Source organism: Isoptericola jiangsuensis, assembly GCF_048320105.1.
GTDB lineage: Bacteria > Actinomycetota > Actinomycetes > Actinomycetales > Cellulomonadaceae > Isoptericola > Isoptericola jiangsuensis_A.
In genome coordinates this window covers 991,037-1,014,061 of record NZ_CP182942.1, presented here as the reverse complement: position 1 = coordinate 1,014,061, position 23,025 = coordinate 991,037, and the positions used below count along the sequence as shown (strand labels likewise).

Sequence of the window (23,025 nt, the reverse complement as noted above, 5' to 3'; positions counted from 1 at the left end):
CTGCACCGCGGCACCCACACGTGTGCGGTCGTGGCACCCTGGAGGCGTGCGCTACTCCGATTTCTCCCTGCTCGTCGACGACGTCTTCGGCTCCGGGTTCGGCCGGGTCCTGGTCGCGGAGCAGGTGCTGCCGCGCCTGGGCGACCGCACGCCCGCGCAGGCGCTCGCGGACGGTGTCGAGCCGCGAGACGTGTGGCACGCGCTGTGCGACGCGCTCGACGTCCCGCAGGAGCGCCGGTGGGGGAGCGACCGGTACCGGCAGGCGCCACCTCCGCGCTGAGGCACCGTCCGCGTGGAGCTCCTGCCCTGACCGCCCGCCGCCCTGACCGCCCGCCGACGCTCGGCCTGCCGCCCGCTGCGACACGCCGGTGACGACGGTCGGCGTCGAACAGGTGTTCGGTTAGACTCGTGCCCACAACGAGGCCGCGACGCGGCGTCGTCCACAGATCGCCCGACGGCGTCGGCGCGATGTCGGTGGCGGCACGTACGGTCGACCTCGACATGAGCAGCAGACCGAAGGCGCGCGGCCGCGCCCAGAACGCGAAGGTGACCGACATGCCTGCACCGGAAGACCGCGAGAAGGCCCTCGAGGCCGCGCTCGCCCAGATCGACCGCAACTTCGGCAAGGGTTCGATCATGCGACTCGGCCAGGAGGGGCGGGCCCCGGTCGAGGTCATCCCCACCGGCTCGATCGCCCTCGACGTGGCACTCGGCATCGGCGGACTGCCCCGCGGGCGCATCGTCGAGGTGTACGGCCCCGAGTCCTCCGGCAAGACGACCGTCGCCCTGCACGCGGTGGCCAACGCCCAGAAGTCGGGCGGCATCGCCGCCTTCATCGACGCCGAGCACGCCCTGGACCCGGAGTACGCCAAGAAGCTCGGCGTGGACACCGACGCTCTGCTCGTGTCCCAGCCGGACACCGGTGAGCAGGCCCTCGAGATCACCGACATGCTGATCCGCTCCGGCGCGCTGGACATCATCGTCATCGACTCGGTGGCGGCCCTGGTGCCCAAGGCGGAGATCGAGGGTGAGATGGGCGACAGCCACGTGGGCCTGCAGGCGCGGCTGATGTCGCAGGCGCTGCGCAAGCTCACCGGCGCGCTGAGCTCCTCGGGGACCACGGCGATCTTCATCAACCAGCTCCGCGAGAAGATCGGCGTCTTCTTCGGCAGCCCCGAGACGACCACGGGCGGCAAGGCCCTGAAGTTCTACGCGTCGGTGCGCATGGACATCCGCCGGATCGAGACCCTCAAGGAGGGCACGGACTCCGTCGGCAACCGCACCCGCGTCAAGGTCGTCAAGAACAAGATGGCCCCGCCGTTCAAGCAGGCCGAGTTCGACATCCTCTACGGCGTCGGGATCTCCCGCGAGGGCGGGCTGATCGACATGGGCGTGGAGCACGGCTTCGTGCGCAAGTCCGGCTCGTGGTTCACCTACGGCGGCGACCAGCTCGGTCAGGGCAAGGAGAACGCACGGTCGTTCCTGCGGGACAACCCCGACCTCGCCGACGAGCTGGAGAAGAAGATCAAGGAGAAGCTCGGGGTCGGTGCCGTGCTCGACGCGCCGGCCGAGGGTGCCGAACCGGGCGTCGCGGGGGTCGGGGCCGACGCCCTGGCCGCGGACGCCACCGCACCCGTCGCCGCCAAGGCCTCGACCCGCTCGAGCGCGGCCAAGTCGAAGAAGTCGCCCTTCTGAGCAGGTCGGGCATGAGTCACCCCGAGGAGGGCGGTCGCGGCGGGGGGAAGCGTCGCGGCCGCCCGACGGTGTCCGAACGTCTCGACGCCGGGGAGATCACGCTCGCCGACGCCACGGAGCTGGCCCGCGAGTCCGTCCTGCGGACCCTCACCGCCGCACCGAAGAGCCGGGCGGAGCTCGCCCGCTCGCTGGCCCGCAAGGGGTTCCCCGAGGCGGTGGTCGATCCGGTCCTCGAACGGATGCAGGCCGTCCAGCTCGTCGACGACGAGGCCTACGCCGACATGATCGTGCGGACGCGGCACGCCGAACGGGGGCAGGCGCGTCGTGCCATCTCCCGCGAGCTGAGCCGCCGCGGAATCGACGCGGACACTGCCGCCGTGGCCCTCGAGCAGATCGACCCGGAGGACGAGCGGTGTGCCGCGGCCGCGCTCGCGCGCAAGCACGTCGCCCGGACGCGTGGCCTGGACCGGGACGTGCGGCTGCGGCGTGCCGTCGGGGCTCTGTCGCGCAAGGGGTACGGCCCCTCGGTCGCCTTCGCCGCGGTCAAGGACGCCCTCGCGGACGAGGGCGAGGAGGACCTGGACGACGAGCTGCCGTTCCTCGAGTAGGTCCTGCCCGGCCCCCTGCACGGGGCAGGACCACCCGCGGTGCTCAGCCCCAGCGAGTGGGGTGGTCCGGGTCGCCCGGGCCGGTGCCGGGACCCTCGTCGACGCCGTGCGGTCGGTCGCCGGCCACGGCCGTCGCTCCGACGCCGACGCCGGCGTCCAGGCCCGCGGCCATCGTCCCCGTGCGTCCCGACGTGCGCCGGACCGTGCGGCCGAGGCGCTCGGCGAGCTTGCCGAGGCTCCAGTTCACCAGGATGAACAGCACCGCCGCGACGGTCAGGGTCTGCAGGATGTTGCCGTCGCCGGCACCGAGCCGCCGAGCGCTCTGCAGCAGCTCGGAGTAGCTGATGATGGCCCCCAGGGCGGAGTCCTTGATGACGACGACCAGCTGCGAGATCAGCGCCGGCAGCATCGCCACCAGGGCCTGCGGCACCTCGACCGAGCGCAGCGACTGACCGCGGGTGAGCCCGGTCGACAGCGCCGCCTCGCGCTGGCCGCGCGGCAGGCCGTGCACGCCCGACCGGACGAGCTCGGCCACGACGGAGCCGTTGTAGAGGACCAGGGCGATGACGACGCCCCAGTAGTCGGAGTTGGCGAGGCCGGCGTTGGCCAGCAGCAGCCAGAAGAAGACCATCATCAGCAGCACGGGGACGGCGCGCAGGAACTCGACGACGGCGCCGCAGACGCTGCGCACCAGCAGGTGCGAGGACAGCCGACCGACGCCGAAGAGCAGGCCGAAGAACATGGCGCCGACGATGGCGACGCCCGCCGCCCGCACGGTGGCCAGGAACCCCGGCAGGTAGTAGTCGCGCCAGGCGCTGGCGTCCAGGGCGTTGATCCACAGCGTCGCGTCGAACTGCCCCTTGGCGGCGAGCTGCAGCACGATGACGGCGGCGACACCGGCGACCACGAGGGCGCCCACGACGTTGCCGATCAGGATCCGCCGTCGGGTGCGCGGGCCGGGAGCGTCGAACAGCACGGACCGGGAGCTCATCGCGTCACCGCCAGACGTCGGGAGAGTGAGGTGGTCAGCAGGCCGACGGGGGTCACGAGGATCACGTAGCCGATCGCGAAGGTGAAGAAGATGGCGTAGATGTAGTCGGGCCGGAACTCGATCATCGTCTTCATGACCGACGACGTCTCGGTGGCCACCGAGGCCGCGGCGGCGACCGTGGTGTTCTTGATGAGGGCGATGAGGACGTTGCCCAGCGGGGCGATCGCGCCGCGGAAGGCCTGCGGGAGGATCACGATGCGGGCCGCCGGCAGGAACGACAGCCCGATGGACCGTGCCGCCTCGGCCTGACCCACGGGGACGGTGTTGACCCCCGAGCGGATCGCCTCGCAGACGAACGCGGCGTGGTAGACCGACAGGCCCACCACGGCGAGCCAGAAGAAGTTGACGTTGAAGTCCTGCGACAGGGTGAAGTCGAGCTGGCTCCAGGCGCCGAGCACCATGAACACCATGATCACGGTGAGCGGCATGTTCCGGAACACCGCGACGTAGGCGGAGCCCGCCCACTGCAGGCTCCCGATGGGGGAGATGCGGAACAGGGCCAGGACGGAGCCCAGCGCGAGCGCCAGCAGCGCGGACCAGAAGGCGAGCTGGATGTTCACCCAGAACGCGCCGAGCACGTCGTACTGGCGGATGATCTCGAAGTACTCCTCCACGGGAGGAAAGCTCCTTCGTCTCGGTGGGAGGGGCCCGGTGCCCGACGCCCGGGTGGGCCGCCGGTCCGGCGGCCCACCCGGGCGTCAGAGGGCGGTCAGGAGCAGGGGTCGAACGCGGGCGGGCTGTTGAGGTCCGCGTTGGGCACGTAGCCGGTGCCCTCGGTGGCGGTGTCGAGGGCCTCCTGCCAGGCGCCCTCGTCGATCATCTTCGTGATCGCCTCGTTGATCGCCTCGCACTGGTCGGAATCCATCGGCAGGCCGACGCCGTACTTCTCCTCGGAGAAGGTGTTCCCGACGACCTTGACCTTGCCGGCGTTGGCCGGCTGGGCACCGAGGCCCGCGAGGATGATGTCGTCGGTGGTGACGGCGTCCACCGAGCCGGCGACGAGGGCGGTGACGCACTCGGCGTAGCCGGGCTGCTCCAGCAGGTTCACGCCCTCGGAGTACTCCTCCTTGATGCGCTCGGCGGAGGTGGAACCGGTGACGGAGCACAGGTTCTTGCCGTCGAGCGCGTCAGGGCCGGTGATGTCCATGTTGTCGGCCGCGACCAGCAGGTCCTGGCCGGCCACGAAGTACGGGCCCGCGAAGGAGACCTGCTCGCGCCGTTCGTCGGTGATCGAGTACGTCGCGAAGATCATGTCGACCTGCCCGGTGGAGAGCAGCGTCTCGCGCTGGGCCGACGGCGACTCCTTCCAGGTGATCTGGTCCTCGGGGTAGCCGAGCTCGTTCGCCACGTACTTGGCGACCTCGACGTCGAAACCGGACGGCGTGTCGCCGTCCATGAAGCCCAGGCCCGGCTGGTCGAACTTGATGCCGATGGTGATGCCCTCGTCGCCGCCGTCCTCACCGCTGCCGCCGTCGTCGGAGCAGGCTGCCAGGGTCAGGGCGGCGGTGGCCGCGAGGGCGATCGCCCCGGTGGTGCGTGTGCGTCGCATGATGTTCCCTTCGTCGGTGATGCCGGTGAGGTGGGTCAGTGGGTGAGGATCTTCGACAGGAAGTCCTTGGCGCGGTCGCTCTGCGGGTTCGTGAAGAACTCCTCGGGCGTGGCCTGCTCGACGATGCGGCCGTCGGCCATGAAGACGACGCGGTCCGCGGCCTTGCGGGCGAACCCCATCTCGTGGGTGACCACGATCATCGTCATGCCCTCGTGGGCGAGCTGGACCATGACGTCGAGGACCTCGTTGATCATCTCGGGGTCCAGCGCCGACGTCGGTTCGTCGAAGAGCATCACCTTGGGGTGCATCGCCAGCGACCGGGCGATCGCGACGCGCTGCTGCTGGCCGCCCGAGAGCTGCGCGGGCAGCTTGTCGGCCTGGTTCTTCACCCCGACGCGCTCGAGCAGCTGCAGGGCCTCCTCCTCGGCCTTCGCCCGCGACAGCTTGCGCACCTTGCGCGGGCCGAGGGTCACGTTGTCCAGGACGGACTTGTGCGCGAAGAGGTTGAAGGACTGGAAGACCATCCCGACGTCGGCGCGCAGGTTCGCGAGCTGGCGCCCCTCGGCGGGCAACGGCGTGCCGTCGATCCGGATGGTGCCGTCGTCGATCGTCTCCAGGCGGTTGACGGCCCGGCAGAGCGTGGACTTGCCGGATCCGGAGGGCCCGATGACGACCAGCACCTCGCCCTTGCGGACGGTGAGGTCGATGTCCTGCAGGACGTGCAGGTCGCCGAAGTGCTTGTTGACTCCTGCGAGCTCGACGAGGGGTGCACCCAGGTGGGAGCCGTCCGCAGGGGTCGATCCGCTGTGATCCATCCTGAAAACCTAACCAGTGGTTGTTACGCGGGCCAGCACCTACGGTCCCGGGTCGGCAACGAATCGGTAACGACCTGGCACGGGTGCCACGGGCGTGCCCCCGCCGGGTGGGGGCGTGCGTCGCGGCGAGACGTATTCTGGTCGACGATGTCCTCCACCATGACTACCCCCAGTGCCGCGACCACGCCCGCCGACGGCGCCGCGCGCACCTACGTCGTGCGCACCCTCGGGTGCCAGATGAACGTGCACGACTCCGAGCACATGGCCGGCATGCTGGAGCAGGCGGGCTACACCCGCGCCTCCGCGGCCGACGAGGCCGCCGACCGCGCCGACGTCGTGGTGATCAACACCTGCGCGGTCCGGGAGAACGCGGCCACGCGCCTGTACGGCAACCTCGGCCAGCTCGCGAGCCGCAAGGCGGGCCGTCCCGGCATGCAGATCGCCGTCGGCGGGTGCCTGGCCCAGAAGGACCGCGGCGAGATCGTCGACCGCGCACCCTGGGTGGACGTCGTCTTCGGCACCCACAACCTCGACGCGCTGCCCGTGCTCCTGGAGCGGGCGCGGCACAACGAGGCCGCCCAGGTCGAGATCGCCGAGTCGCTGCAGGTGTTCCCCTCGACGCTGCCCACGCGCCGCGAGTCCGTCTACGCCGGATGGGTGTCCATCTCGGTGGGCTGCAACAACACGTGCACGTTCTGCATCGTGCCGCACCTGCGCGGCAAGGAGCGCGACCGCCGTCCGGGCGAGGTCCTGGCCGAGGTCCGGGCGCTGGTGGACGCCGGTGCCGTCGAGGTCACCCTGCTGGGCCAGAACGTCAACAGCTACGGCGTGGAGTTCGGTGACCGCGGCGCGTTCGCCAAGCTGCTGCGCGCCTGCGGCGAGATCGACGGGCTGGAGCGCGTGCGGTTCACGTCCCCGCACCCCGCGGCGTTCACCGACGACGTCATCGAGGCGATGGCGGACACCCCCAACGTGATGCCCCAGCTGCACATGCCGCTGCAGTCCGGCTCGGACCGGGTGCTGCGGGCGATGCGCCGCAGCTACCGCTCGGAGAAGTTCCTCGGCATCCTCGAGCGCGTCCGCGCCGTCATGCCCGACGCCGCGATCACCACGGACATCATCGTCGGCTTCCCGGGCGAGACGGAGGAGGACTTCGCCGAGACGCTGCGCGTGGTGGAGGCCTCCCGGTTCAGCTCGGCGTTCATGTTCCAGTACTCGCCGCGCCCCGGCACGCCGGCCGCCACGATGGACGGCCAGCTGCCCAAGGAGGTCGTGCAGGAGAGGTTCGAACGGCTGCTGGCGCTCCAGGAGCGCATCGGCGCCGAGGAGTCCGCGGCCCGGACCGGCCGCACCGTGGAGGTCCTCGTCGCGGAGGGCTCCGGCAAGAAGGACGGCGTCACCCACCGGCTCAGCGGGCGCGCACGCGACAACAGGCTCGTGCACCTGGCGCTCCCGGCCGGGGTGCTGCCCGACGGCACGGCCCTCGCCGACCAGCCGGCCTCGCTCGCCGACCCCCGCCTCGCCGACGACCTGGACGCCCGCCTGCCCCGACCCGGCGACATGGTCACCGTCGAGGTGACCCGCGCCGCGCCGCACCACCTCATCGCGGACTCGGCGCTCGACGGCGGCACCTACGCCGTGCGTCGCACCCGCTCGGGGGACGCGTGGGCCGACCGGGAGCGGACGCGGCTCGGCGGCGGCGAGAACGAGCACGGGCACGGTGCGCCGGCACCCGACGGCCCGGTCGTGCTCGGCATGCCCACGCTGCGCCGCTGAGCCCACCGTCGTCGGGCGTCAGCCCCGACTCAGGACGGCGAGGTGTCGCCCAGCGAGGCCAGGCTCGCGAAGAACTGAGAGGTCGTCACCAGGCCGCAGGACAGGGTCTCGGCGATCTGGTCGTCGGTGACGCCGTGCTCCAGGTCCACCGACACCTCGCCGTACAGGGCCATCGCCCCGTCCTCGACGCGGGTGTACACCTTCGGCCACAGGCGCTCGCGGTTCCAGTCGTTGCACGCCTGCAGCACGGCGGTGCGCGCCTGCTCCGGCACCGCCCCCGACCATCGTCCGCGCACCTGGAGGATCTCGGCGTCCTCGCCCAGGAGCAGGAACCAGAAACGGTTGCCGTCCCAGGTGCCGGTGATGTCGCCGTCGTCGTCGGTGCGGAAGCGGTAGCCGCGGCGCGCCAGGTCGTCCGCCACGCGCTGGGCGGTGAGGGCCGACGGCAGGGACGCCTGGTGCGCCGGCCCCTCGGCGCGGCGACGGGCCGCCTGCCGCACGGCGGCGGCGGCGCGGCGCAGCGGGCCGCTCACGGGGCGACCGCCAAAGGGTCGGTGAACTCCTCGTCGAGGTGCTCGAAGAACAGGGCGCCCGTCGACAGCCCGCAGTGCAGCAGCTGGCCGAGCTGGTCGTCCGAGGCGCCGTGCTCGACGCTGACGGCGACCTCCGCGCACACCACGACGGCGCCGTCGTCGCGCACCCGGGCGTACGCCTTGGGCCAGATGCGCTCCGCGTTCCAGGCGTTGCACACCTCCAGGACGTCGGCGAGGCGCTCGATCGTCGCCTCCCGGTGCCACTGACCGCGCACCTGCAGCACCTCGCCGTCGTCACCGAGGACGAGGAAGTAGAAGAGGCGTCCGTGCCACAGCCCGCCCAGGTCGCCGTCGGTGTCGACGAAGTACGTGAATCCGCAGGAGTCCATCCACGCGCTGACGCGTTCACGGGTGACGGGGGCGGCCACGGCGCCCACGGCGTCGCCGACAGGGCCGGTGAGCAGCACCTTCTCCAGGTCGTGACGAAGAAGGTCCACGTCGACGGAATCACCGTGCGGGACGGACGACGACTTGGCGGTCCGGCGCGACCCGAAGAACCTCACAGCCCCACGCTACACGGCGGGATAGGTTGACGGGCGTGCCCGTCCGCGCCGTCGTCCTGCCCGCCGCCCCGCTGCTCGTGCCCGGGGCCGGTGGTACCGCCCGGCCCCTGGCGGCCACCCGCGCGGCGGTCCTGGAGGCCGTCGGCGCGGTGCGCGGCCCGGACGGGGGACCCGCGGTGACGTGGGGCGTGCTGGCTCCGGCACCCCGCACGACCTGGGACGCACGACGGGCCTCGTTCGCCGCCGTCGGGATCGCCGACCGCTGGCTGCCGCTGCCCGGCGGGACGGGCCCGGTCGCCGGCGTGCCGGCGTCGGTCGCCCTGTGGGCGCTCGCCGCCGCCGCCGGCGGCGACGCCGTGAGTGGTGCCCGCGTGGTCGAGCTGGCGACACGCCCCGGGCGCGAGGACCACCAGGACCGGCGTGCCGCGATCGACCACCTCGACCGGTGCGACGGGATCGTCGTCGCGGCCGGCGGGCGGCCGGGCGCGGCGGCCCAGGGCTCTCCCGGCGCGACGCCCGTCGACGACGTGCTGGCGGACCTGGCCGGCGCCGGTGGCTGGGAGCGCCGGGTCCTGCAGGTCGTCGAGGAGGGTCCGCACCTTCCCGGGGCGTACGAGGTCGTGGTGTGGGAGGGCCCTCAGAGGTCCGCGAACCAGCCGACCCCGGTGATCAGCAACCAGAAGCGCAGCGTCCGACCCACCAGGACGGTAGGCACGTAGATCGCCAGCGGCACCCGCAGCGAGCCGGCCACCACCGCGATGATCATCAGCGGCGGGAATCCCACGGTGGCGGCTGCCAGCAGCACCATCGAGCTCATGACGGGGCGGCCGACGATCCGGGCCTGCCATCGCTCGAATCCTGCCCGGCGCCGCGGGTCCGCCAGCTTGCGCGCCACCCACCGCGACTCCATCGAGCGCGCCGCCCCCAGGTACCACACGACCTTCGCGGCCGTCTGGCCGACCGCCGCGGCCAGGGAGACCGCGAACGCGACGCCGGGCGAGCCGGTCGCGTCGCTGACCGCCACGAGGCCGCCGAGGTACACCTCGATGCTGACCACCGGGACCAGTCCGGAGACCAGTCCCACGGCGCACACCGACAGCAGGAGCATGCGCGCAGCGTAGCCTCGCGCCCGGCGCCGGCGTCGTACCGTAGGGCCCGTGATCGTCGTCGTCGTGGGCCCCACCGCCACCGGGAAGTCGGACCTCGCCCTGGACCTCGCCGAGGCGCTCGGCACGCAGGGACCGCACCCGGTGCCCGCCGAGATCGTCAACGCCGACGCGTTCCAGCTCTACCGGGGCATGGACGTCGGGACCGCGAAGGTGCCGGTGGCCGGACGCCGGGGGATCGTGCACCACCAGCTCGACGTCCTGGACCCCACCCAGGACGCCTCCGTGGCGCGCTACCAGGCCGCGGCCCGGGCCGACCTGGACGCGATCACCGGTCGCGGGGCGCGCGCCGTCGTCGTGGGCGGGTCCGGGCTGTACGTGCGCGCGCTCCTCGACCACCTGGACTTCCCCGGGACGGACCCCGCGGTGCGTGCGCGGCTCGAGCTCCGCGCCGAGACCGAGGGCAGGCGCGCGCTGCACGCCGAGCTCGAACGCCTCGACCCCGCCGCCGCGGTGTCGATCGGCCCGCTGAACACGCGCCGGATCGTGCGCGCGCTGGAGGTCATCGAGCTCACCGGGGCCCCCTACACGGCCAACCTGCCCCGCCAGGAGTACGTCCGACCGGCCGTCCAGATCGGCCTGGACTGCGACCGGGCCACCCTGGACGCGCGCGTCGCCGGCCGGGTCGACCGCATGTGGCAGGAGGGCCTCGTCGAGGAGGTGCGGTCGCTGGCCGCCCCCGACCAGGGTGGCACCGGTGCGGGGCTCGGGACGACGGCGGCACGCGCCGTCGGGTACGCGGAGGTCCTGAGGTTCCTCGCCGGCGACTCGACCGGGCCCGACGCCCGCGAGGCGGTCGTGGCGAACACCCGCCGCCTCGCCCGCAAGCAGATGGGCTGGTTCGGGCGCGACCCCCGGGTCCGATGGCTCGACGCCGGGTCCGCCACGCTGGTGGACCAGGCCCTCGCGGTGGTCCGTGCCGCCGAGGACGGCACGCTGCCCGCGCCGGGCGCCGGTCCCGTACGCCGTAGTCTGGGCTCATGACCTTGCGCTTCACCAAGGGCCACGGCACCGAGAACGACTTCGTGCTGCTCGCCGACACCCGGGGCGACCTGGAGCTCACGCCCGACCAGGTCCGTCGGCTCGCCGACCGTCGGGCCGGCATCGGCGCGGACGGCGTGATCCGGCTCGCGCCGACCGCCGCCGTCGCACGCTCCGGCGAACAGGTCGCCGACGACGTGCTCGCGACGGAACCGCAGGCCATCTGGTTCATGGACTACCGCAACGGGGACGGCTCCGTGGCCGAGATGTGCGGCAACGGCGTGCGGGTCTTCGCCGCGTTCGCGGAGTCCCTCGGTCTGGTCGACCTGTCCGCCGGCGGCGAGCTGGCGCTCGGCACGCGCGCGGGCGTGCGGCGCGTGCGCAAGGAGCCCGACGGCTGGTACGCCGTCGACATGGGGCCGTGGAGCCTGCCGGGTGGCACCGACGCCGCCGCGAGCGGCTTCGACTCCGCCGTCCTCGTGGCGGGCTGGCCCGCACCGCGGCCCGCGCTCGGGGTCGACCTCGGCAACCCCCACACCGTGGTGGCGCTGTCGCGCCCCGAGGAGCTGGAGGAGCTGGACCTCACCCGCGCGCCGGCGGTCGAGCCGGTGCCGGTCGACGGGACGAACGTCGAGCTCGTCGTGCCCCTCGGCGAGGAGGAGGGCCCCGACGGCAGGCCCGTGGGACGGGTGCGCATGCGGGTGCACGAGCGAGGTGTCGGCGAGACGCGGTCCTGCGGCACCGGGGCGTGCGCCGCGGCGCTCGCGGTGCGGACGTGGGCGGCGGCCGGCGTCGACGACCCCCACGACGTGCCGTCGACGTGGTACGTCGAGGTGCCCGGTGGCGAGGTCCGGGTCCGGCTCCTGCACGGCGGTCACGTCGAGCTCGCCGGTCCCGCGGAGCTGGTGTTCGACGGCGAGCTCGACCTCTGATCAACGGGGTCGACCATCACCCTGTGCCCGGTCGTCACCGGGTGACGTGCAGCACCCGGAACCCCTTCGACGACGACGCCCGCCGCACGGGCAACCCGACGTCGGACTCGATCCACCGCGCCAGGGAGTCCGACCCGAGGTTCTTCTGGACGACCAGCCAGCCGCCGTCGGCGCCGGGCACCAGACGCGTCAGCCACCGCCGCAGCATGTCGTGCAGCACCGACTTGCCCACCCGGATCGGGGGGTTCGACCACAGCGCGGCGAACCGGACGTCGTCGGGCACCTCGTCCGGGGTGCACGCACGCACCCTGTCGGCGACGCCCAGGGCCGCGGCGTTGCGGCGTACCAGGTCCAGGGCGCGGGCGTTGACGTCCACGGCCCAGACCGTCGTCGCCGGGTTCTGCAGCGCCGCCGTCAGCGCGAGCGGTCCCCAGCCGCACCCCAGGTCCAGCAGGTCCGCACCCGGCGCCGGGGGCAGCTCGTCCAGCAGCACCCGCGTGCCCTTGTCGATCCCTGCGGGGGAGAAGATCCCCGCGGCGACCTGCACCTGGACGTCCTGACCCGCCAGGCGGACCGGGACGTGCCGACGCTCGGCGTCGGAGGCGGGCTCGGCCGTGAAGTAGTGGTCGCTCACGCACCGCATCGTAATTGGCTTCGGACGGGACGATCCGGCGTGGGAAACTTGTTGTCGGTGACGAACCCAGCGAGAGGAACCCCTTGACCCACATCCCGACCGATCCCGAGCAGACCTCCTCGGCGGCCGACGCCCAGGAGCCGGCCGCTGCGTCCCGCGACGCCCAGGCGATCGCGAACGACGTCGTGGCGCGGGTGCTCGCCCGGGCCGGGACCGCACGGTCGGAGGGCGCCACCGTCCACACCGTCCACGACGGCGCGCAGCTCGACCTCGCCGAGCGCAGCGCCCTGCGGCGCGTCGCCGGGCTGTCGACCGAGCTCGACGACGTCACCGAGGTGGAGTACCGCCAGCTCCGGCTGGAGAAGGTCGTGCTCGTGGGGCTCTACGCCGGTGGCGAGGCCGCGTCCAGGGAGGCGGAGGTCTCCCTGCGCGAGCTCGCCGCCCTGGCCGAGACCGCGGGCTCCCAGGTGCTCGACGGCGTCCTGCAGAAGCGCGCCAAGCCCGACCCGGGCACGTTCCTCGGCTCCGGCAAGGCGGCCGAGCTCGCCGGTGTCGTCGCCGCGACCAGCGCGGACACCGTCGTGGTGGACACCGAGCTCGCGCCGTCCCAGCGCCGCGGCCTGGAGGACATCGTCAAGGTCAAGGTGGTGGACCGCACCGCGCTGATCCTCGACATCTTCGCCCAGCACGCCAAGTCCCGGGAGGGCAAGGCCCAGGTCGAGCTCGCACAGCTGGAGTACCTGCTGCCGCGCCTGCGCGGCTGGGGCGAGTCGATGTCCCGCCAGGCCGGCGGCCAGGTCGGCGGCGCCGGCGCCGGGATGGGCTCGCGCGGACCCGGCGAGACCAAGATCGAGCTGGACCGTCGACGCATCCGCAACCGGATGGCCAAGCTGCGCCGGGAGATCGCCGCCATGGCGCCCGCCCGCGAGACGAAGCGCCTGGACCGGCACCGCAACTCGATCCCCAACGTCGCGATCGCCGGCTACACCAACGCCGGCAAGTCGTCGCTGCTCAACGCTCTGACCGACGCCGGCGTGCTGGTGGAGAACGCCCTGTTCGCCACCCTCGACCCGACCGTGCGGCGCTCCCGCACCGCCGACGGGCGCGTGTTCACCTACGCCGACACCGTGGGGTTCGTGCGGCACCTGCCCCACCAGCTCGTCGAGGCGTTCCGGTCCACCCTGGAGGAGGTCGGCGACGCCGCGCTCCTGCTGCACGTCGTGGACGCCTCCCACCCGGACCCCGAGGGCCAGATCGCCGCCGTGCGCGAGGTCCTCGACGAGATCCCCGGCGTCGAGGACGTGCCGGAGGTCGTCGTGCTCAACAAGGCCGACGTCGCCGACCCGGCCGTCGTCGGACGGATCCAGCGGCGCGAACGCCGCACCGTCGTCGTGTCCGCCCACTCCGGGGAGGGGATCGCCGAGCTCAAGGAGCTGATCGCCGACTCGCTGCCGCGCCCCTCGGTCGAGATCGACCTCGTCGTGCCGTACTCGCGCGGTGACCTGGTGCACCGTGTCCACGAGTTCGGGGAGCTGACGTCCGAGGAGCACCTCGCGACCGGCACCCGGCTGCGCGGCCGGGTCGACGGGGCGCTCGCGGCCGAGCTGGAGCGCGTGGCCGTCTGAGGGTGTCGGCACCCGACCGTAGGATCGCGGGTGTGACCTCTCGCGACCCGGCGCCCGACCCCACCGACGACGCGCCGGACGTCGAGGAGCTGCTCGCCACGGCGGTCGCCGCCCTCGGCGGGTCCCCTCGCAAGGGGCAGTCGCAGATGGCCGCCCGGGTCTCCGAGGCCTTCGACTCCGGGCGTCACCTGCTGGTGCAGGCCGGCACGGGCACCGGCAAGTCGCTCGGGTACCTCGTGCCGGCCGTGCGGCACGCCGTCACGGCGAGGGAGCGGGTGGTGGTGTCCACCGCCACGCTCGCCCTGCAGCGTCAGGTCATCACCCGTGACCTGCCCCTGGTCGCCGACGCGCTCGCACCGCGACTGCCGCGCGAGCCGAAGGTGGCCCTGCTCAAGGGCTGGCACAACTACCTGTGCCGGCACAAGGTGGCGGGCGGCTACCCCCCGACGCCGACGCGACGCTCTTCGACCTCGCGCCGGACCCCGGACCGGGGGAGGGCTCGGCGGCCGAGCAGCACCCGAGTGCCGCGGACGGCGGCCAGGCCCGGCTCGCGGACCACGTGCGGCGGTTGCACGCCTGGGCGGACGAGACGCCGACCGGGGACCGGGACGACCTCGTGCCCGGTGTGCCCGACCGGGCGTGGCGGCAGGTCTCGGTGACGTCGTTGGAGTGCCTCGGCCAGCGCTGCCCCGTGTTCGACGAGTGCTTCGCGGAACAGGCCCGCCAGACGGCGCGGGACGCCGACGTGGTGGTCACCAACCACGCGATGCTCGGCATCGCGGCGTCAGGCAACCCGAACGTGCTGCCCGAGCACGCGGCGCTCGTCGTGGACGAGGCGCACGAGCTCACCGACCGCATCACCTCCGCGGCGACCGTCGACCTGTCCGGCGGGACGGTGGAGCACGCCGCCCGGCTCGCGCGCCGGCACGGCGGGGTGCGCACCGACGACCTCGACGCCGCCGCCCAGGCGCTCGCGCACCTGCTCACCCAGGTGCCGGCCGAACGCTACCCCCAGGGCCTGCCGGACGACCTGCGTACCGCCGTGGCCGCGGTACGGGACGCCGCGCGCGCCCTGATGACCGAGCTCAAGCCGGAGAGCGGCAGCGACGTCGACCCGGGCGTCAAGATGGCGCAGTCCGCGGCGCAGCAGCTCTTCGAGGTCGCCGAACGGATGGCCGCCGAGGACACCGCCGACGACGTCCTGTGGTGCTCGCGACCGCCGGCCGACGCCACCTGGGGTGACGGCGTCGCCCGCCTGCACGCCGCCCCGCTGGCCGTCGCGGGCCTCATTCGTGAGCAGCTCTTCGGGGAGCGGACGGCGGTGCTCACCTCGGCCACGCTCGCGCTCGGTGGGACGTTCGACCCGGTGGCGCGGTCGCTCGGGCTGAGCGCGGGGCAGGACGCGGCGTGGGACGGCGTCGACGTCGGCAGCCCGTTCGACTACGCCCGGCAGGGGATCTGCTACGTCGCCAAGCACCTGCCCGCGCCGGGCCGCGAACCGACGACCGAGGCTCAGCTCGACGAGATCGCGGGTCTGATCTCGGCCGCCGGCGGGCGGACGCTCGGACTGTTCTCGTCGCGTCGCGCGGCGACGGCGGCGGCCGACGCGATGCGTGATCGTCTCGACGTCCCGGTGCTCTGCCAGGGCGACGACCAGCTGCCCAGCCTGGTGCGCCAGTTCAGCGAGGACCCGGCGACCTGTCTGTTCGGCACCCTGTCGTTGTGGCAGGGCGTGGACGTGCCGGGCGACGCCTGCCGCCTGGTGATCATCGACCGGATCCCGTTCCCCCGCCCGGACGACCCGGTCAAGGCGGCGCGCGCCCGCGCGGTGGAGGAGGCGGGAGGCAACGGCTTCATGCAGGTCGCGGCCCAGCACGCCGCGCTCCTCCTCGCCCAGGGTGCCGGTCGGCTGATCCGTTCGAGCGCGGACCGCGGTGTGGTGGCGGTGCTCGACCCGCGCCTGGTCACCGCCCGCTACGGCACGTTCCTCGTGCGGTCGCTGCCTGACTTCTGGCGGACCACAGACCCGGAGCTCGTCCGGGCTGCGCTGTCGCGCCTCGGCGCATAGGTTGGGCGCGTGAACGCACCGCGCCGAACCTCCAAGCTCGCCGTCGTCGGAGCCGGAGCCGTGGGCTCCACCCTCGCCTATGCCGCTCTGGCGCGAGGAACCGCCCGCACGGTCGCCCTGATGGACGTGAACCGGACGAAGGTCGAGGCCGAGGTGCTCGACCTGCGCCACGGCGGGATGTTCGTCCCGCAGGCGGAGGTGCTCGGGTCCGACGACGTCGAGGTCTGCCGCGACGCCGACGTCGTGGTGGTGACGGCCGGTGCGAAGCAGCGCCCGGGGCAGAGCCGGCTCGACCTCGCCGAGGCCACCATCGCCCTGACGCGCAAGATCCTGCCCGGTCTGGTCGAGGTGGCACCGGACGCGACGTTCGTCTTCGTGACCAACCCCGTCGACGTCGTCACCTACGCGGCGCAGAAGTTCTCCGGTCTGCCGCCGCAGCGCGTGTTCGGGTCGGGGACGGTGCTCGACTCGTCGCGGCTGCGTCAGGCCATCGCCGAGCACTGCGGGGTCGCGACGGCGAACGTGCACGCCTACATCGCCGGTGAGCACGGCGACTCGGAGATCGCGCTGTGGAGCTCGGCGCGGATCGCCGGCCTTCCCCTCCTGGAGTGGAAGGCGCTGCCGGGCCGGCCGGAGCTCGACGCTGCGGCACGGGACGCGATCGCGCGCGACGTCGTGAGGTCGGCCTACCGGGTCATCGAGGGCAAGGGCGCCACGAACTACGCGATCGGGCTGGCGGCCACGAGGATCGTCGAGGCGGTGCTCAACGACGAGCACCGGGTGATGCCCGTGTCCACCCGCATCGACGACTTCTACGGGATCACGGACGTGTGCCTGTCGGTGCCCACGGTCGTGGAATCGGCCGGGGCGACGACCACCGTCGACATCCCGTTGTCGGACGAGGAGCTCGACGGGCTGCGCGCCTCGGCCGAGCACGTGCGTGCCGTGCAGAGCCGGTTCGGCCTGTAGCTACAGGCTGCGCAGCACCGCCACCACGCGCCCCAGCACCTGCGACCTGTCGCCGGGGATGGGGGAGTAGGCCGGGTTCTGCGGCATGAGCCAGGTGTGCCCCTCGCTCTGCCGGAACGTCTTGACGGTGGCCTCGCCGTCGATCATCGCCGCCACGATCTCGCCCTGCTCGGCGACGTTCTGTCGGCGGACCACCACCCAGTCGCCGTCGCAGATGGCGGCGTCGATCATCGAGTCGCCCGACACCTCGAGCAGGAAGAGCTCACCTTCGCCGACGAGCTGGCGGGGCAGCGGGAAGACGTCCTCGACGAGCTGCTCGGCCAGGATCGGACCACCGGCGGCGATGCGGCCCACCAGCGGGACGTACGACGGGGCGGGCACCGAGACGGCCTCGCCGTCCGGTGCCGGCGCGACGTGCGGCGCCTCGGGTGCGCGTCGAGCCTCGACGTCGAGGTCGACGACCTCCATGGCGCGCGGACGGTTCGGGTCGCGCCGCAGGAAGCCCTTTCGCTCCAGCGCGGTGAGCTGGTGCTTGACCGAGGACGGGCTCGAGAGCCCCACGGCCTCGCCGATCTCCCGCATCGTGGGCGGGTAGCCCCGGGTCTCGACCGAGGTGCGGATGGTCTCGAGCACGCCGCGCTGGCGGGCGGTGAGCCGGTCCTGGCCGGCGGGCAGCTCGGAGACCGAGGCGAGCGCGCCGTCGGACTCCGCGGACGCCGGTGGCGCCGTCACGGAGGCGGCGGTTCCTGCGCCGCCGCCCGAGCCGGCGTCCCGTCGGCTGTCGCGTCCCGTCGTCATGCGAATCTCCCGTCGTCGTGCGCACCCGGCCGCCCGCGGAGTCAGGCACAGCAGTCGAGTCAAGCTGCTGAACCAGGCTGCTGAATCAGGCTGCTGAATCAGCTACGGCCCAACAGTCACAGCAGAAACAGACAAAACTGCCATCGCGCGCAGGCCAAGCCTAGAGCACCTGCCGCTCGACATCAAACACCTGTTCGACATCGCTCGACGCGTGTCGCCTGCACGTGCTAAGAATGGCACAGGTGTTCGACGAACACCTGTACGAAGAGCACGTGTATGACGAAGACGTGCACGACCAGCAAGTGCTCGGACTCTCGGAAGGGATGTGCTGATCATGGCGAGCGTCATCGTGGGCCCCTGGGTCTCGTCCTCACCGGTGCAGACGGTGCGCCGGGCTGTTCCCCGGGTCGTCCCGGAGGCTGTCGCGCGGCCGTCGCAGGGGTTCCTGGGCCTCGCCGGTCTTCGACTGACCCGGCGGGGTCGTGTCGTGACGGTGCTCCTCGCCCTCGCCCTCATGGTGCCGGCCGGCGTGTTCGGTGCGCAGGCGGTGGCCGGAGGGCCGGTGGAGGCGGTGGAGGTGAAGCTGCACGTCGTGGGCCCGGGGGAGACCCTCTGGCAGTTCGCGCGCGACCTCGTCTCCCCCGGACAGGACGTTCGTGACGTCGTCGCGGACCTGCGCGAGCTGAACGGCATGGCGACCTCGGAGCTCCGAGCAGGACAGGTCGTCGCGATCCCTGCCGAGTGAACCGGTCGATGTTGCACCCGACGCCGGATCGCGCATACTTTCGTCGGGCAGCCGGGCACAGGTCCGGCACCGACCGCAGGAGAACCCGCATGCACTGCCCGTTCTGCCGCCATGCCGATTCGCGCGTGGTCGACTCCCGCACGTCCGACGACGGCTCGTCGATCCGCCGTCGGCGGCAGTGCCCGGAGTGCCAGCGGAGGTTCACGACGATCGAGACGGCGAGCCTGTCCGTGGTCAAGCGGTCCGGGGCGACCGAGCCCTTCAGCCGCGACAAGGTGGTCGGCGGTGTGCGCAAGGCGTGCCAGGGCCGTCCGGTGAGCGCCGACGACCTGGCGCTCCTTGCGCAGAAGGTCGAGGAGACCCTGCGCAGCTCCGGCAGCGCCGAGATCGACGCCTACGAGATCGGCCTGGCGATCCTCGGCCCCCTGCGCGAGCTCGACGAGGTCGCCTACCTGCGCTTCGCCTCGGTCTACCAGGCCTTCGACTCGCTCGACGACTTCGAGACGGCGATCACGTCGCTGCGGGCCGAACGGGCGGAGCGGGATGCCGTTGCCGCGCAGGGCGACGGCGCATAACGCCTGGCGTTCGCGGGCCGGGCGGCGCATGCTGGTCCCATGAGCGACGACAAGAAGTCCACCGCGCCCGACGACGAGGCGCGCGCCAAGTTCAAGGCGGCCCTCGAGAAGAAGAACGCGGCCAGCCATCGCAGTGCCGACTCCGACCGCAACACCGGGTCGGTGCACGGGTCCGAGACCACCGGTCCCGTCCAGCAGATGTTCCGGCGCAAGTCGGGCTGACGCGAGGCCGGCCGGTCCGCGGCGACCGGTCACAGGGACGAACGGCGGGGCCCGGGGGATGAACCCCGGGCCCCGCCGTTCGTCCGTCGGTGGTGCCGACCTCGTCAGCCCGCGGCGGGTCCGGGTGGGAACTCGGGACGGTCGAAGGCGTCACGGATGCGCAGGCGCACCGTGGTCTCCATCTCCATGAGCTTGGCGGACGCCCCGCGGTGGGTGACGTCCGAGATGTCGGTGACCACGTAGCCGAGCTCGCCGCGCGTGGCCAGCATCTGCGCCTCGATGTTGGCCCCGTGGTCGGCGAACACCCGGTTCACGGCGGCGAGGACGCCGGGGACGTTCTTGTGCAGCACGGCGATGCGGCCCACCCCGGTGTGCTCGAGCTGGAGGTTGGGCAGGTTCACCGAGAGCGTCGTGGAACCGGTCGCGAGGTAGTCGCGCAGCTTCTTGGCCACGAAGTGCCCGATCGACTGCTGGGCCTCCTCGGTGGACCCGCCGACGTGCGGCGTGAGGATGACGTTGTCGAGCCCGCGCAGAGGAGACTCGAAGTGGTCGCCGCGCTTCTTCGGCTCGCTCGGGAAGACGTCGACCGCCGCGCCGACGATGTGCCCCGACAGCACGTGCTCGCGCAGCGCGTCGACGTCGACGACGAAGCCGCGGGACAGGTTGAGGAAGATCGAACCGGGCTTCATCCGGGCGAAGAGGTCCTCGCCGAAGAGCCCGGCGTTGCCCGGGCGGCCGTCGACGTGGATGGTGACGACGTCGGCGACGGCGAGCAGCTCGTCGAGGGTCTCGGCCCTGCGCGCGTTGCCGAGGGCGAGCTTCTCCGAGGTGTCGAAGAACACCACGTGCAGGCCGAGGTTCTCGGCGAGCACCGAGAGCTGGGAGCCGATGTTGCCGTACCCGATGATGCCGAGCGTGCGTCCGCGGACCTCGTGGGAGCCGTCCGCGGTCTTGTCCCAGATGCCGTCGTGCAGCGCCTTGTCGCGCACGGTGAGCCGTCGGGTGAGGGAGATGATCTCCGCGATCGCGAGCTCCACCACCGAGCGGGTGTTGGAGAACGGCGCGTTGAACACGGCGACGCCGTGGGACGCGGCGGCGTCCAGGTCGATCTGGTTGGTCCCGATGGAGAAGGTGCCGACGGCCAGCAGCCCGGGCGAGGACTCGATCACCCGGCGGGTGACCTGGGTCTTGGACCGGATGCCGAGGACGTGGAAGTCGGCGAGGGTCTCGATCAGCTCGTTCTCGTCGAGCGCGCCGGGGCGCGACTCGACCTCGATGCCTGCCTCACGCAGGATCTCGACGGCGTCGGGGTGGATGTTCTCGAGGAGAAGGGCACGCAGCACGGACCTATGGTGCGCCCACCGGCGCCCACCTCACAAACGCGTCTCACCCATCGTGCACGAGGCCGTCGGGCAGGTCCTGCGCGTGGACGACGACGAGACGCTGGGTGGGTCGGGTCATCGCGACGTACAGGTCTCCCCACCGGCCCGCCTCGCGGGTCAGCGCCGCGGGCTCGACCAGCACGACGGCGTCGTACTCCAGCCCCTTGGCCTCACGGGCCTCGAGCACGACGACCTGGGCGTCCTCCGGGCGCTGGGCCGCCAGCCGGTCCGCCTCCGCCCGGCCCGCGACCCGCGTCACGGCCAGCGCGACGGCGTCGCGGAGGGCGGGCAGCTCCCCGCGTGCGGCGACGACGGCCACCCGTCCGGCCCCGTCCGGCCCCACGTGCTCGCCCACGAGCTCCGCCGCACGCCGCGCCGCCGTCCGGACCGCGTCGTCGACGCGGACCACCTCGAGGGCGTCGGGCACGTCGCGGGCCGCCGTCAGCGGCGACACGGGCAGCCCGGCGGCACGGGCGACCCGCTGTGCGGCGTCGGCCACGGAGGCGGGGGTGCGGTAGCTGACGGTGAGCTCGGACAGGCGCCAGTGGTCACCGAGGACGGGGCCCAGCGCCTGGTCCCACGAGCGGGCCCCGGCCGCGGACGAGGTCTGGGCGACGTCGCCCACGATGGTCAGGGAGCGGGTGGGGACCCGGCGCACCAGGGCGCGCCACGCCATCGGGCTGAGCTCCTGGGCCTCGTCCACCACGACGTGCCCGTAGGTCCACGTGCGGTCGGCGGCCGCCCGCTCGGCGGTGGTCAGGGTGGGCCCGGAGGCGGCGAACCGGGCCGCGAGGGTCTCGGCGTCGACGAGCCCGCCGCCCGCGCCGGAGGCGGCCAGGGCGTCGCGGGCGTAGGCGACCTTGGCCGCGTGCTCCGCGGCCCGGGCGCGTTCCTCCGCGCGCGCCAGGCTGTCGTCCTGGCCGAGCAGCTCGGCGGCCTCGTCGAGGATCGGGACGTCCGACTCGGTCCAGGGCGCGGCGGCGTCCCGGTGCAGCAGGAGACGTTCGGAGGCGGACAGCTCCGGTGCGGCCTGGGCGAGGCGGTGCGGCTTGGACCACAGGTCCGCCACGAGCTTCTGCGGGGTGAGGGGGAACCAGGCGAGGTTGAGGGCGACGCGCACGTCGCGCTCGGAGCGCAGGTCCTCGGTGACGACGGCGACGTCGTGCTCGGACAGCTCGCCGTCGGTGTGGGCCCGGTACTGGTCCACGAGGCGCGAGAGCATCTCCCGCACGAACGTCGCCCGGGCCTCGTTGTGCGGCTTGTGGGTGCGCCGGGCGCGAGCGATCGCGTCGCGCACGTCACGGCGTCGGATCCGCAGGTCGATGCCGTCGATGCGGACGGGCACGTCGGCGGCGGGGACCCGCTCACGGGCCCGCACGGCCCGCTGCACGACGTCGCGCCACAGCAGCCGGCCCTTGATCTCGGCGACGGGGCCGTCCTCGACGGCGTCGGCCCGCACGCCCGGCAGGAGCTCGCCGACCGTGGTGGAGACGACGCCGGTCTCGCCGAGGGACGGCAGCACCTGGTCGATGTAGCGCAGGAACGCCCTGCTCGGTCCGACGAGCAGCACGCCCGAGCGCTCCAGGACGCGACGGTGCGCGTACAGCAGGTAGGCCGCGCGGTGCAGGGCGACCGCCGTCTTGCCCGTGCCGGGACCGCCCTGGACGACCAGGGCGCCGGCCAGGTCCGCGCGGACGATGCGGTCCTGCTCGGCCTGGATCGTGGCGACGATGTCGCCCATGCGTCCGGTTCGTCGCGCGGCGAGCGAGGCGAGCAGCGCGCCCTCTCCCGACAGGCTCGACGCGTCGAGACCGTCGACGTCCTCGAGGTCGAGCACCTCGTCCTCGATGCCCGTCACCGACCGTCCGGAGGTCACGACGTGACGACGTCGTCGCACGCCGTGCGGGTGCAGCGCCGTGGCGCGGTAGAAGGCCTGCGCGGCCGGGGCGCGCCAGTCTGTCAGGAGACTGCGGTGCTCGGCGTCGGTCAGGCCGATGCGGCCCACGTACCGTTCCTGACCGTCCTGCAGGTCGAGCCGGCCGAACGCCAGCCGGTCCTCGACGGCGTCGAGGCGCGCGGCACGGTCGGAGTAGAGCGTGGCGAAGGCGTCCCGCTCGCTCCGGTTCTGCGGCGACCCGGAGGGACCCTCGATCCGGACGTCGGCGAGCCGACGTCGGGCCGCGTCGCGCAGCTCGTCGAGGCGCGCGTACAGCTCGTCGACGACCTTCTGCTCGCGCGCCAGCTCTTCCTGCCTGCCCGCCACACGTCCTCCTGGTGCTGCTCGTCCCGCGGCCGTCAATCATTCCATGCCGCAGGGCCTGATCGATGCACCGGAGCA

Annotated in this window: 23 protein-coding genes and 1 pseudogene; 13 read left to right on the top strand and 11 right to left on the bottom strand. The window is 72.9% G+C overall.

Translation table 11 applies throughout. From position 1 onward, the window contains the following. The first annotated feature begins 46 nt into the window (after positions 1-46). From ACNHYB_RS04810 to ACNHYB_RS04800, 3 genes are all read left to right on the top strand, one after another. Complete coding sequence (locus ACNHYB_RS04810) at positions 47-280, top strand: DUF3046 domain-containing protein (RefSeq protein ID WP_418277255.1); 234 nt, start codon at positions 47-49, stop codon at positions 278-280. A gap of 275 nt (positions 281-555) precedes the next feature. Beyond that, positions 556-1,695 (top strand): recombinase RecA, encoded by a 1,140-nt coding sequence (gene recA, locus ACNHYB_RS04805; RefSeq protein ID WP_418277995.1) that lies wholly within the window; start codon positions 556-558, stop codon positions 1,693-1,695. 11 nt (positions 1,696-1,706) lie between these two features. Further along, entirely contained in the window at positions 1,707-2,303 is a 597-nt protein-coding gene (locus ACNHYB_RS04800; protein WP_418277254.1) for a regulatory protein RecX, read from the top strand. A gap of 43 nt (positions 2,304-2,346) precedes the next feature. Here ACNHYB_RS04800 and ACNHYB_RS04795 read toward each other — a convergent pair whose 3' ends face one another. From ACNHYB_RS04795 to ACNHYB_RS04780, 4 genes are all read right to left on the bottom strand, one after another. Then, on the bottom strand, positions 2,347-3,294 hold the full coding sequence (locus tag ACNHYB_RS04795) for an amino acid ABC transporter permease (RefSeq protein ID WP_418277253.1): 948 nt from the start codon (positions 3,292-3,294) through the stop codon (positions 2,347-2,349). Continuing rightward, positions 3,291-3,968, bottom strand: a complete 678-nt coding sequence (locus ACNHYB_RS04790; RefSeq protein ID WP_418277252.1) for an amino acid ABC transporter permease — start codon at positions 3,966-3,968, stop codon at positions 3,291-3,293. Before ACNHYB_RS04790 ends, ACNHYB_RS04795 begins: the two co-directional genes overlap by 4 nt. 95 nt (positions 3,969-4,063) lie before the next feature. Continuing rightward, on the bottom strand, positions 4,064-4,903 hold the full coding sequence (locus ACNHYB_RS04785; protein ID WP_418277251.1) for a glutamate ABC transporter substrate-binding protein: 840 nt from the start codon (positions 4,901-4,903) through the stop codon (positions 4,064-4,066). A 35-nt stretch (positions 4,904-4,938) separates the two neighbouring features. Then, positions 4,939-5,718: an amino acid ABC transporter ATP-binding protein gene (locus tag ACNHYB_RS04780; RefSeq protein ID WP_418277250.1), complete on the bottom strand. Its 780-nt coding sequence runs from the start codon at positions 5,716-5,718 to the stop codon at positions 4,939-4,941. A 159-nt stretch (positions 5,719-5,877) separates the two neighbouring features. Between ACNHYB_RS04780 and miaB the strand changes: the two genes are divergently transcribed. After that, positions 5,878-7,494, top strand: a complete 1,617-nt coding sequence (gene miaB / locus ACNHYB_RS04775) for a tRNA (N6-isopentenyl adenosine(37)-C2)-methylthiotransferase MiaB (protein WP_418277249.1) — start codon at positions 5,878-5,880, stop codon at positions 7,492-7,494. A 29-nt stretch (positions 7,495-7,523) separates the two neighbouring features. Here the strand turns inward: miaB and ACNHYB_RS04770 are convergent, their stop codons facing one another. Together ACNHYB_RS04770 and ACNHYB_RS04765 are read right to left on the bottom strand one after the other, a co-directional pair. Beyond that, complete coding sequence (locus ACNHYB_RS04770; protein WP_418277248.1) at positions 7,524-8,027, bottom strand: YbjN domain-containing protein; 504 nt, start codon at positions 8,025-8,027, stop codon at positions 7,524-7,526. Further along, a complete protein-coding gene (locus ACNHYB_RS04765; RefSeq protein WP_418277247.1) occupies positions 8,024-8,524 on the bottom strand; it encodes a YbjN domain-containing protein in 501 nt (166 codons plus the stop codon). Before ACNHYB_RS04765 ends, ACNHYB_RS04770 begins: the two co-directional genes overlap by 4 nt. Positions 8,525-8,625: 101 nt before the next feature. On the opposite strand from ACNHYB_RS04765, the gene ACNHYB_RS04760 reads away from it, so the two are divergent. Further along, complete coding sequence (locus ACNHYB_RS04760) at positions 8,626-9,309, top strand: hypothetical protein (protein WP_418277246.1); 684 nt, start codon at positions 8,626-8,628, stop codon at positions 9,307-9,309. On the opposite strand, the gene ACNHYB_RS04755 is transcribed toward ACNHYB_RS04760, so the two are convergent. Next, a complete protein-coding gene (locus ACNHYB_RS04755) occupies positions 9,228-9,698 on the bottom strand; it encodes a hypothetical protein (protein WP_418277245.1) in 471 nt (156 codons plus the stop codon). The genes ACNHYB_RS04760 and ACNHYB_RS04755 overlap by 82 nt on opposite strands. Before the next feature lie 49 nt (positions 9,699-9,747). On the opposite strand from ACNHYB_RS04755, the gene miaA reads away from it, so the two are divergent. Together miaA and dapF are read left to right on the top strand one after the other, a co-directional pair. Next, positions 9,748-10,740 (top strand): tRNA (adenosine(37)-N6)-dimethylallyltransferase MiaA, encoded by a 993-nt coding sequence (gene miaA / locus ACNHYB_RS04750; RefSeq protein ID WP_418277244.1) that lies wholly within the window; start codon positions 9,748-9,750, stop codon positions 10,738-10,740. Beyond that, positions 10,737-11,669: a diaminopimelate epimerase gene (dapF, locus tag ACNHYB_RS04745; protein WP_418277243.1), complete on the top strand. Its 933-nt coding sequence runs from the start codon at positions 10,737-10,739 to the stop codon at positions 11,667-11,669. Before miaA ends, dapF begins: the two co-directional genes overlap by 4 nt. A gap of 34 nt (positions 11,670-11,703) precedes the next feature. On the opposite strand, the gene ACNHYB_RS04740 is transcribed toward dapF, so the two are convergent. Continuing rightward, positions 11,704-12,312 (bottom strand): class I SAM-dependent methyltransferase, encoded by a 609-nt coding sequence (locus ACNHYB_RS04740; RefSeq protein ID WP_418277242.1) that lies wholly within the window; start codon positions 12,310-12,312, stop codon positions 11,704-11,706. A gap of 74 nt (positions 12,313-12,386) precedes the next feature. Between ACNHYB_RS04740 and hflX the strand changes: the two genes are divergently transcribed. The 3 genes and pseudogenes from hflX (at position 12,387) to ACNHYB_RS04725 (ending at position 16,965) form a co-directional block, all read left to right on the top strand. Then, positions 12,387-13,928 (top strand): GTPase HflX, encoded by a 1,542-nt coding sequence (hflX, locus tag ACNHYB_RS04735; RefSeq protein ID WP_418277241.1) that lies wholly within the window; start codon positions 12,387-12,389, stop codon positions 13,926-13,928. A gap of 32 nt (positions 13,929-13,960) precedes the next feature. Continuing rightward, a pseudogene (locus ACNHYB_RS04730) lies at positions 13,961-15,996 on the top strand (ATP-dependent DNA helicase). Positions 15,997-16,005: 9 nt separating this feature from the next. After that, the gene (locus ACNHYB_RS04725) at positions 16,006-16,965 is read left to right on the top strand and encodes an L-lactate dehydrogenase (RefSeq protein WP_418277240.1); all 960 of its coding nucleotides are present in this window, start codon (positions 16,006-16,008) and stop codon (positions 16,963-16,965) included. Here ACNHYB_RS04725 and lexA read toward each other — a convergent pair whose 3' ends face one another. Beyond that, positions 16,966-17,763 carry a transcriptional repressor LexA gene (gene lexA, locus ACNHYB_RS04720; RefSeq protein WP_418277239.1) on the bottom strand — a complete coding sequence of 266 codons (798 nt, stop codon included), beginning with the start codon at positions 17,761-17,763 and terminating at the stop codon, positions 16,966-16,968. Between the two features lie 487 nt (positions 17,764-18,250). On the opposite strand from lexA, the gene ACNHYB_RS04715 reads away from it, so the two are divergent. The 3 genes from ACNHYB_RS04715 (at position 18,251) to ACNHYB_RS04705 (ending at position 19,305) form a co-directional block, all read left to right on the top strand. Further along, positions 18,251-18,508 (top strand): LysM peptidoglycan-binding domain-containing protein, encoded by a 258-nt coding sequence (locus tag ACNHYB_RS04715; protein ID WP_418277238.1) that lies wholly within the window; start codon positions 18,251-18,253, stop codon positions 18,506-18,508. An 89-nt stretch (positions 18,509-18,597) separates the two neighbouring features. Beyond that, on the top strand, positions 18,598-19,083 hold the full coding sequence (gene nrdR / locus ACNHYB_RS04710; protein WP_418277237.1) for a transcriptional regulator NrdR: 486 nt from the start codon (positions 18,598-18,600) through the stop codon (positions 19,081-19,083). Between the two features lie 39 nt (positions 19,084-19,122). After that, positions 19,123-19,305, top strand: a complete 183-nt coding sequence (locus tag ACNHYB_RS04705; protein WP_418277236.1) for a DUF5302 domain-containing protein — start codon at positions 19,123-19,125, stop codon at positions 19,303-19,305. Between the two features lie 104 nt (positions 19,306-19,409). Here the strand turns inward: ACNHYB_RS04705 and serA are convergent, their stop codons facing one another. Together serA and ACNHYB_RS04695 are read right to left on the bottom strand one after the other, a co-directional pair. Then, a complete protein-coding gene (gene serA, locus ACNHYB_RS04700; RefSeq protein ID WP_418277235.1) occupies positions 19,410-20,648 on the bottom strand; it encodes a phosphoglycerate dehydrogenase in 1,239 nt (412 codons plus the stop codon). Positions 20,649-20,691: 43 nt separating this feature from the next. Continuing rightward, complete coding sequence (locus ACNHYB_RS04695) at positions 20,692-22,950, bottom strand: HelD family protein (RefSeq protein ID WP_418277234.1); 2,259 nt, start codon at positions 22,948-22,950, stop codon at positions 20,692-20,694. Between the last annotated feature and the right edge of the window lie 75 nt (positions 22,951-23,025).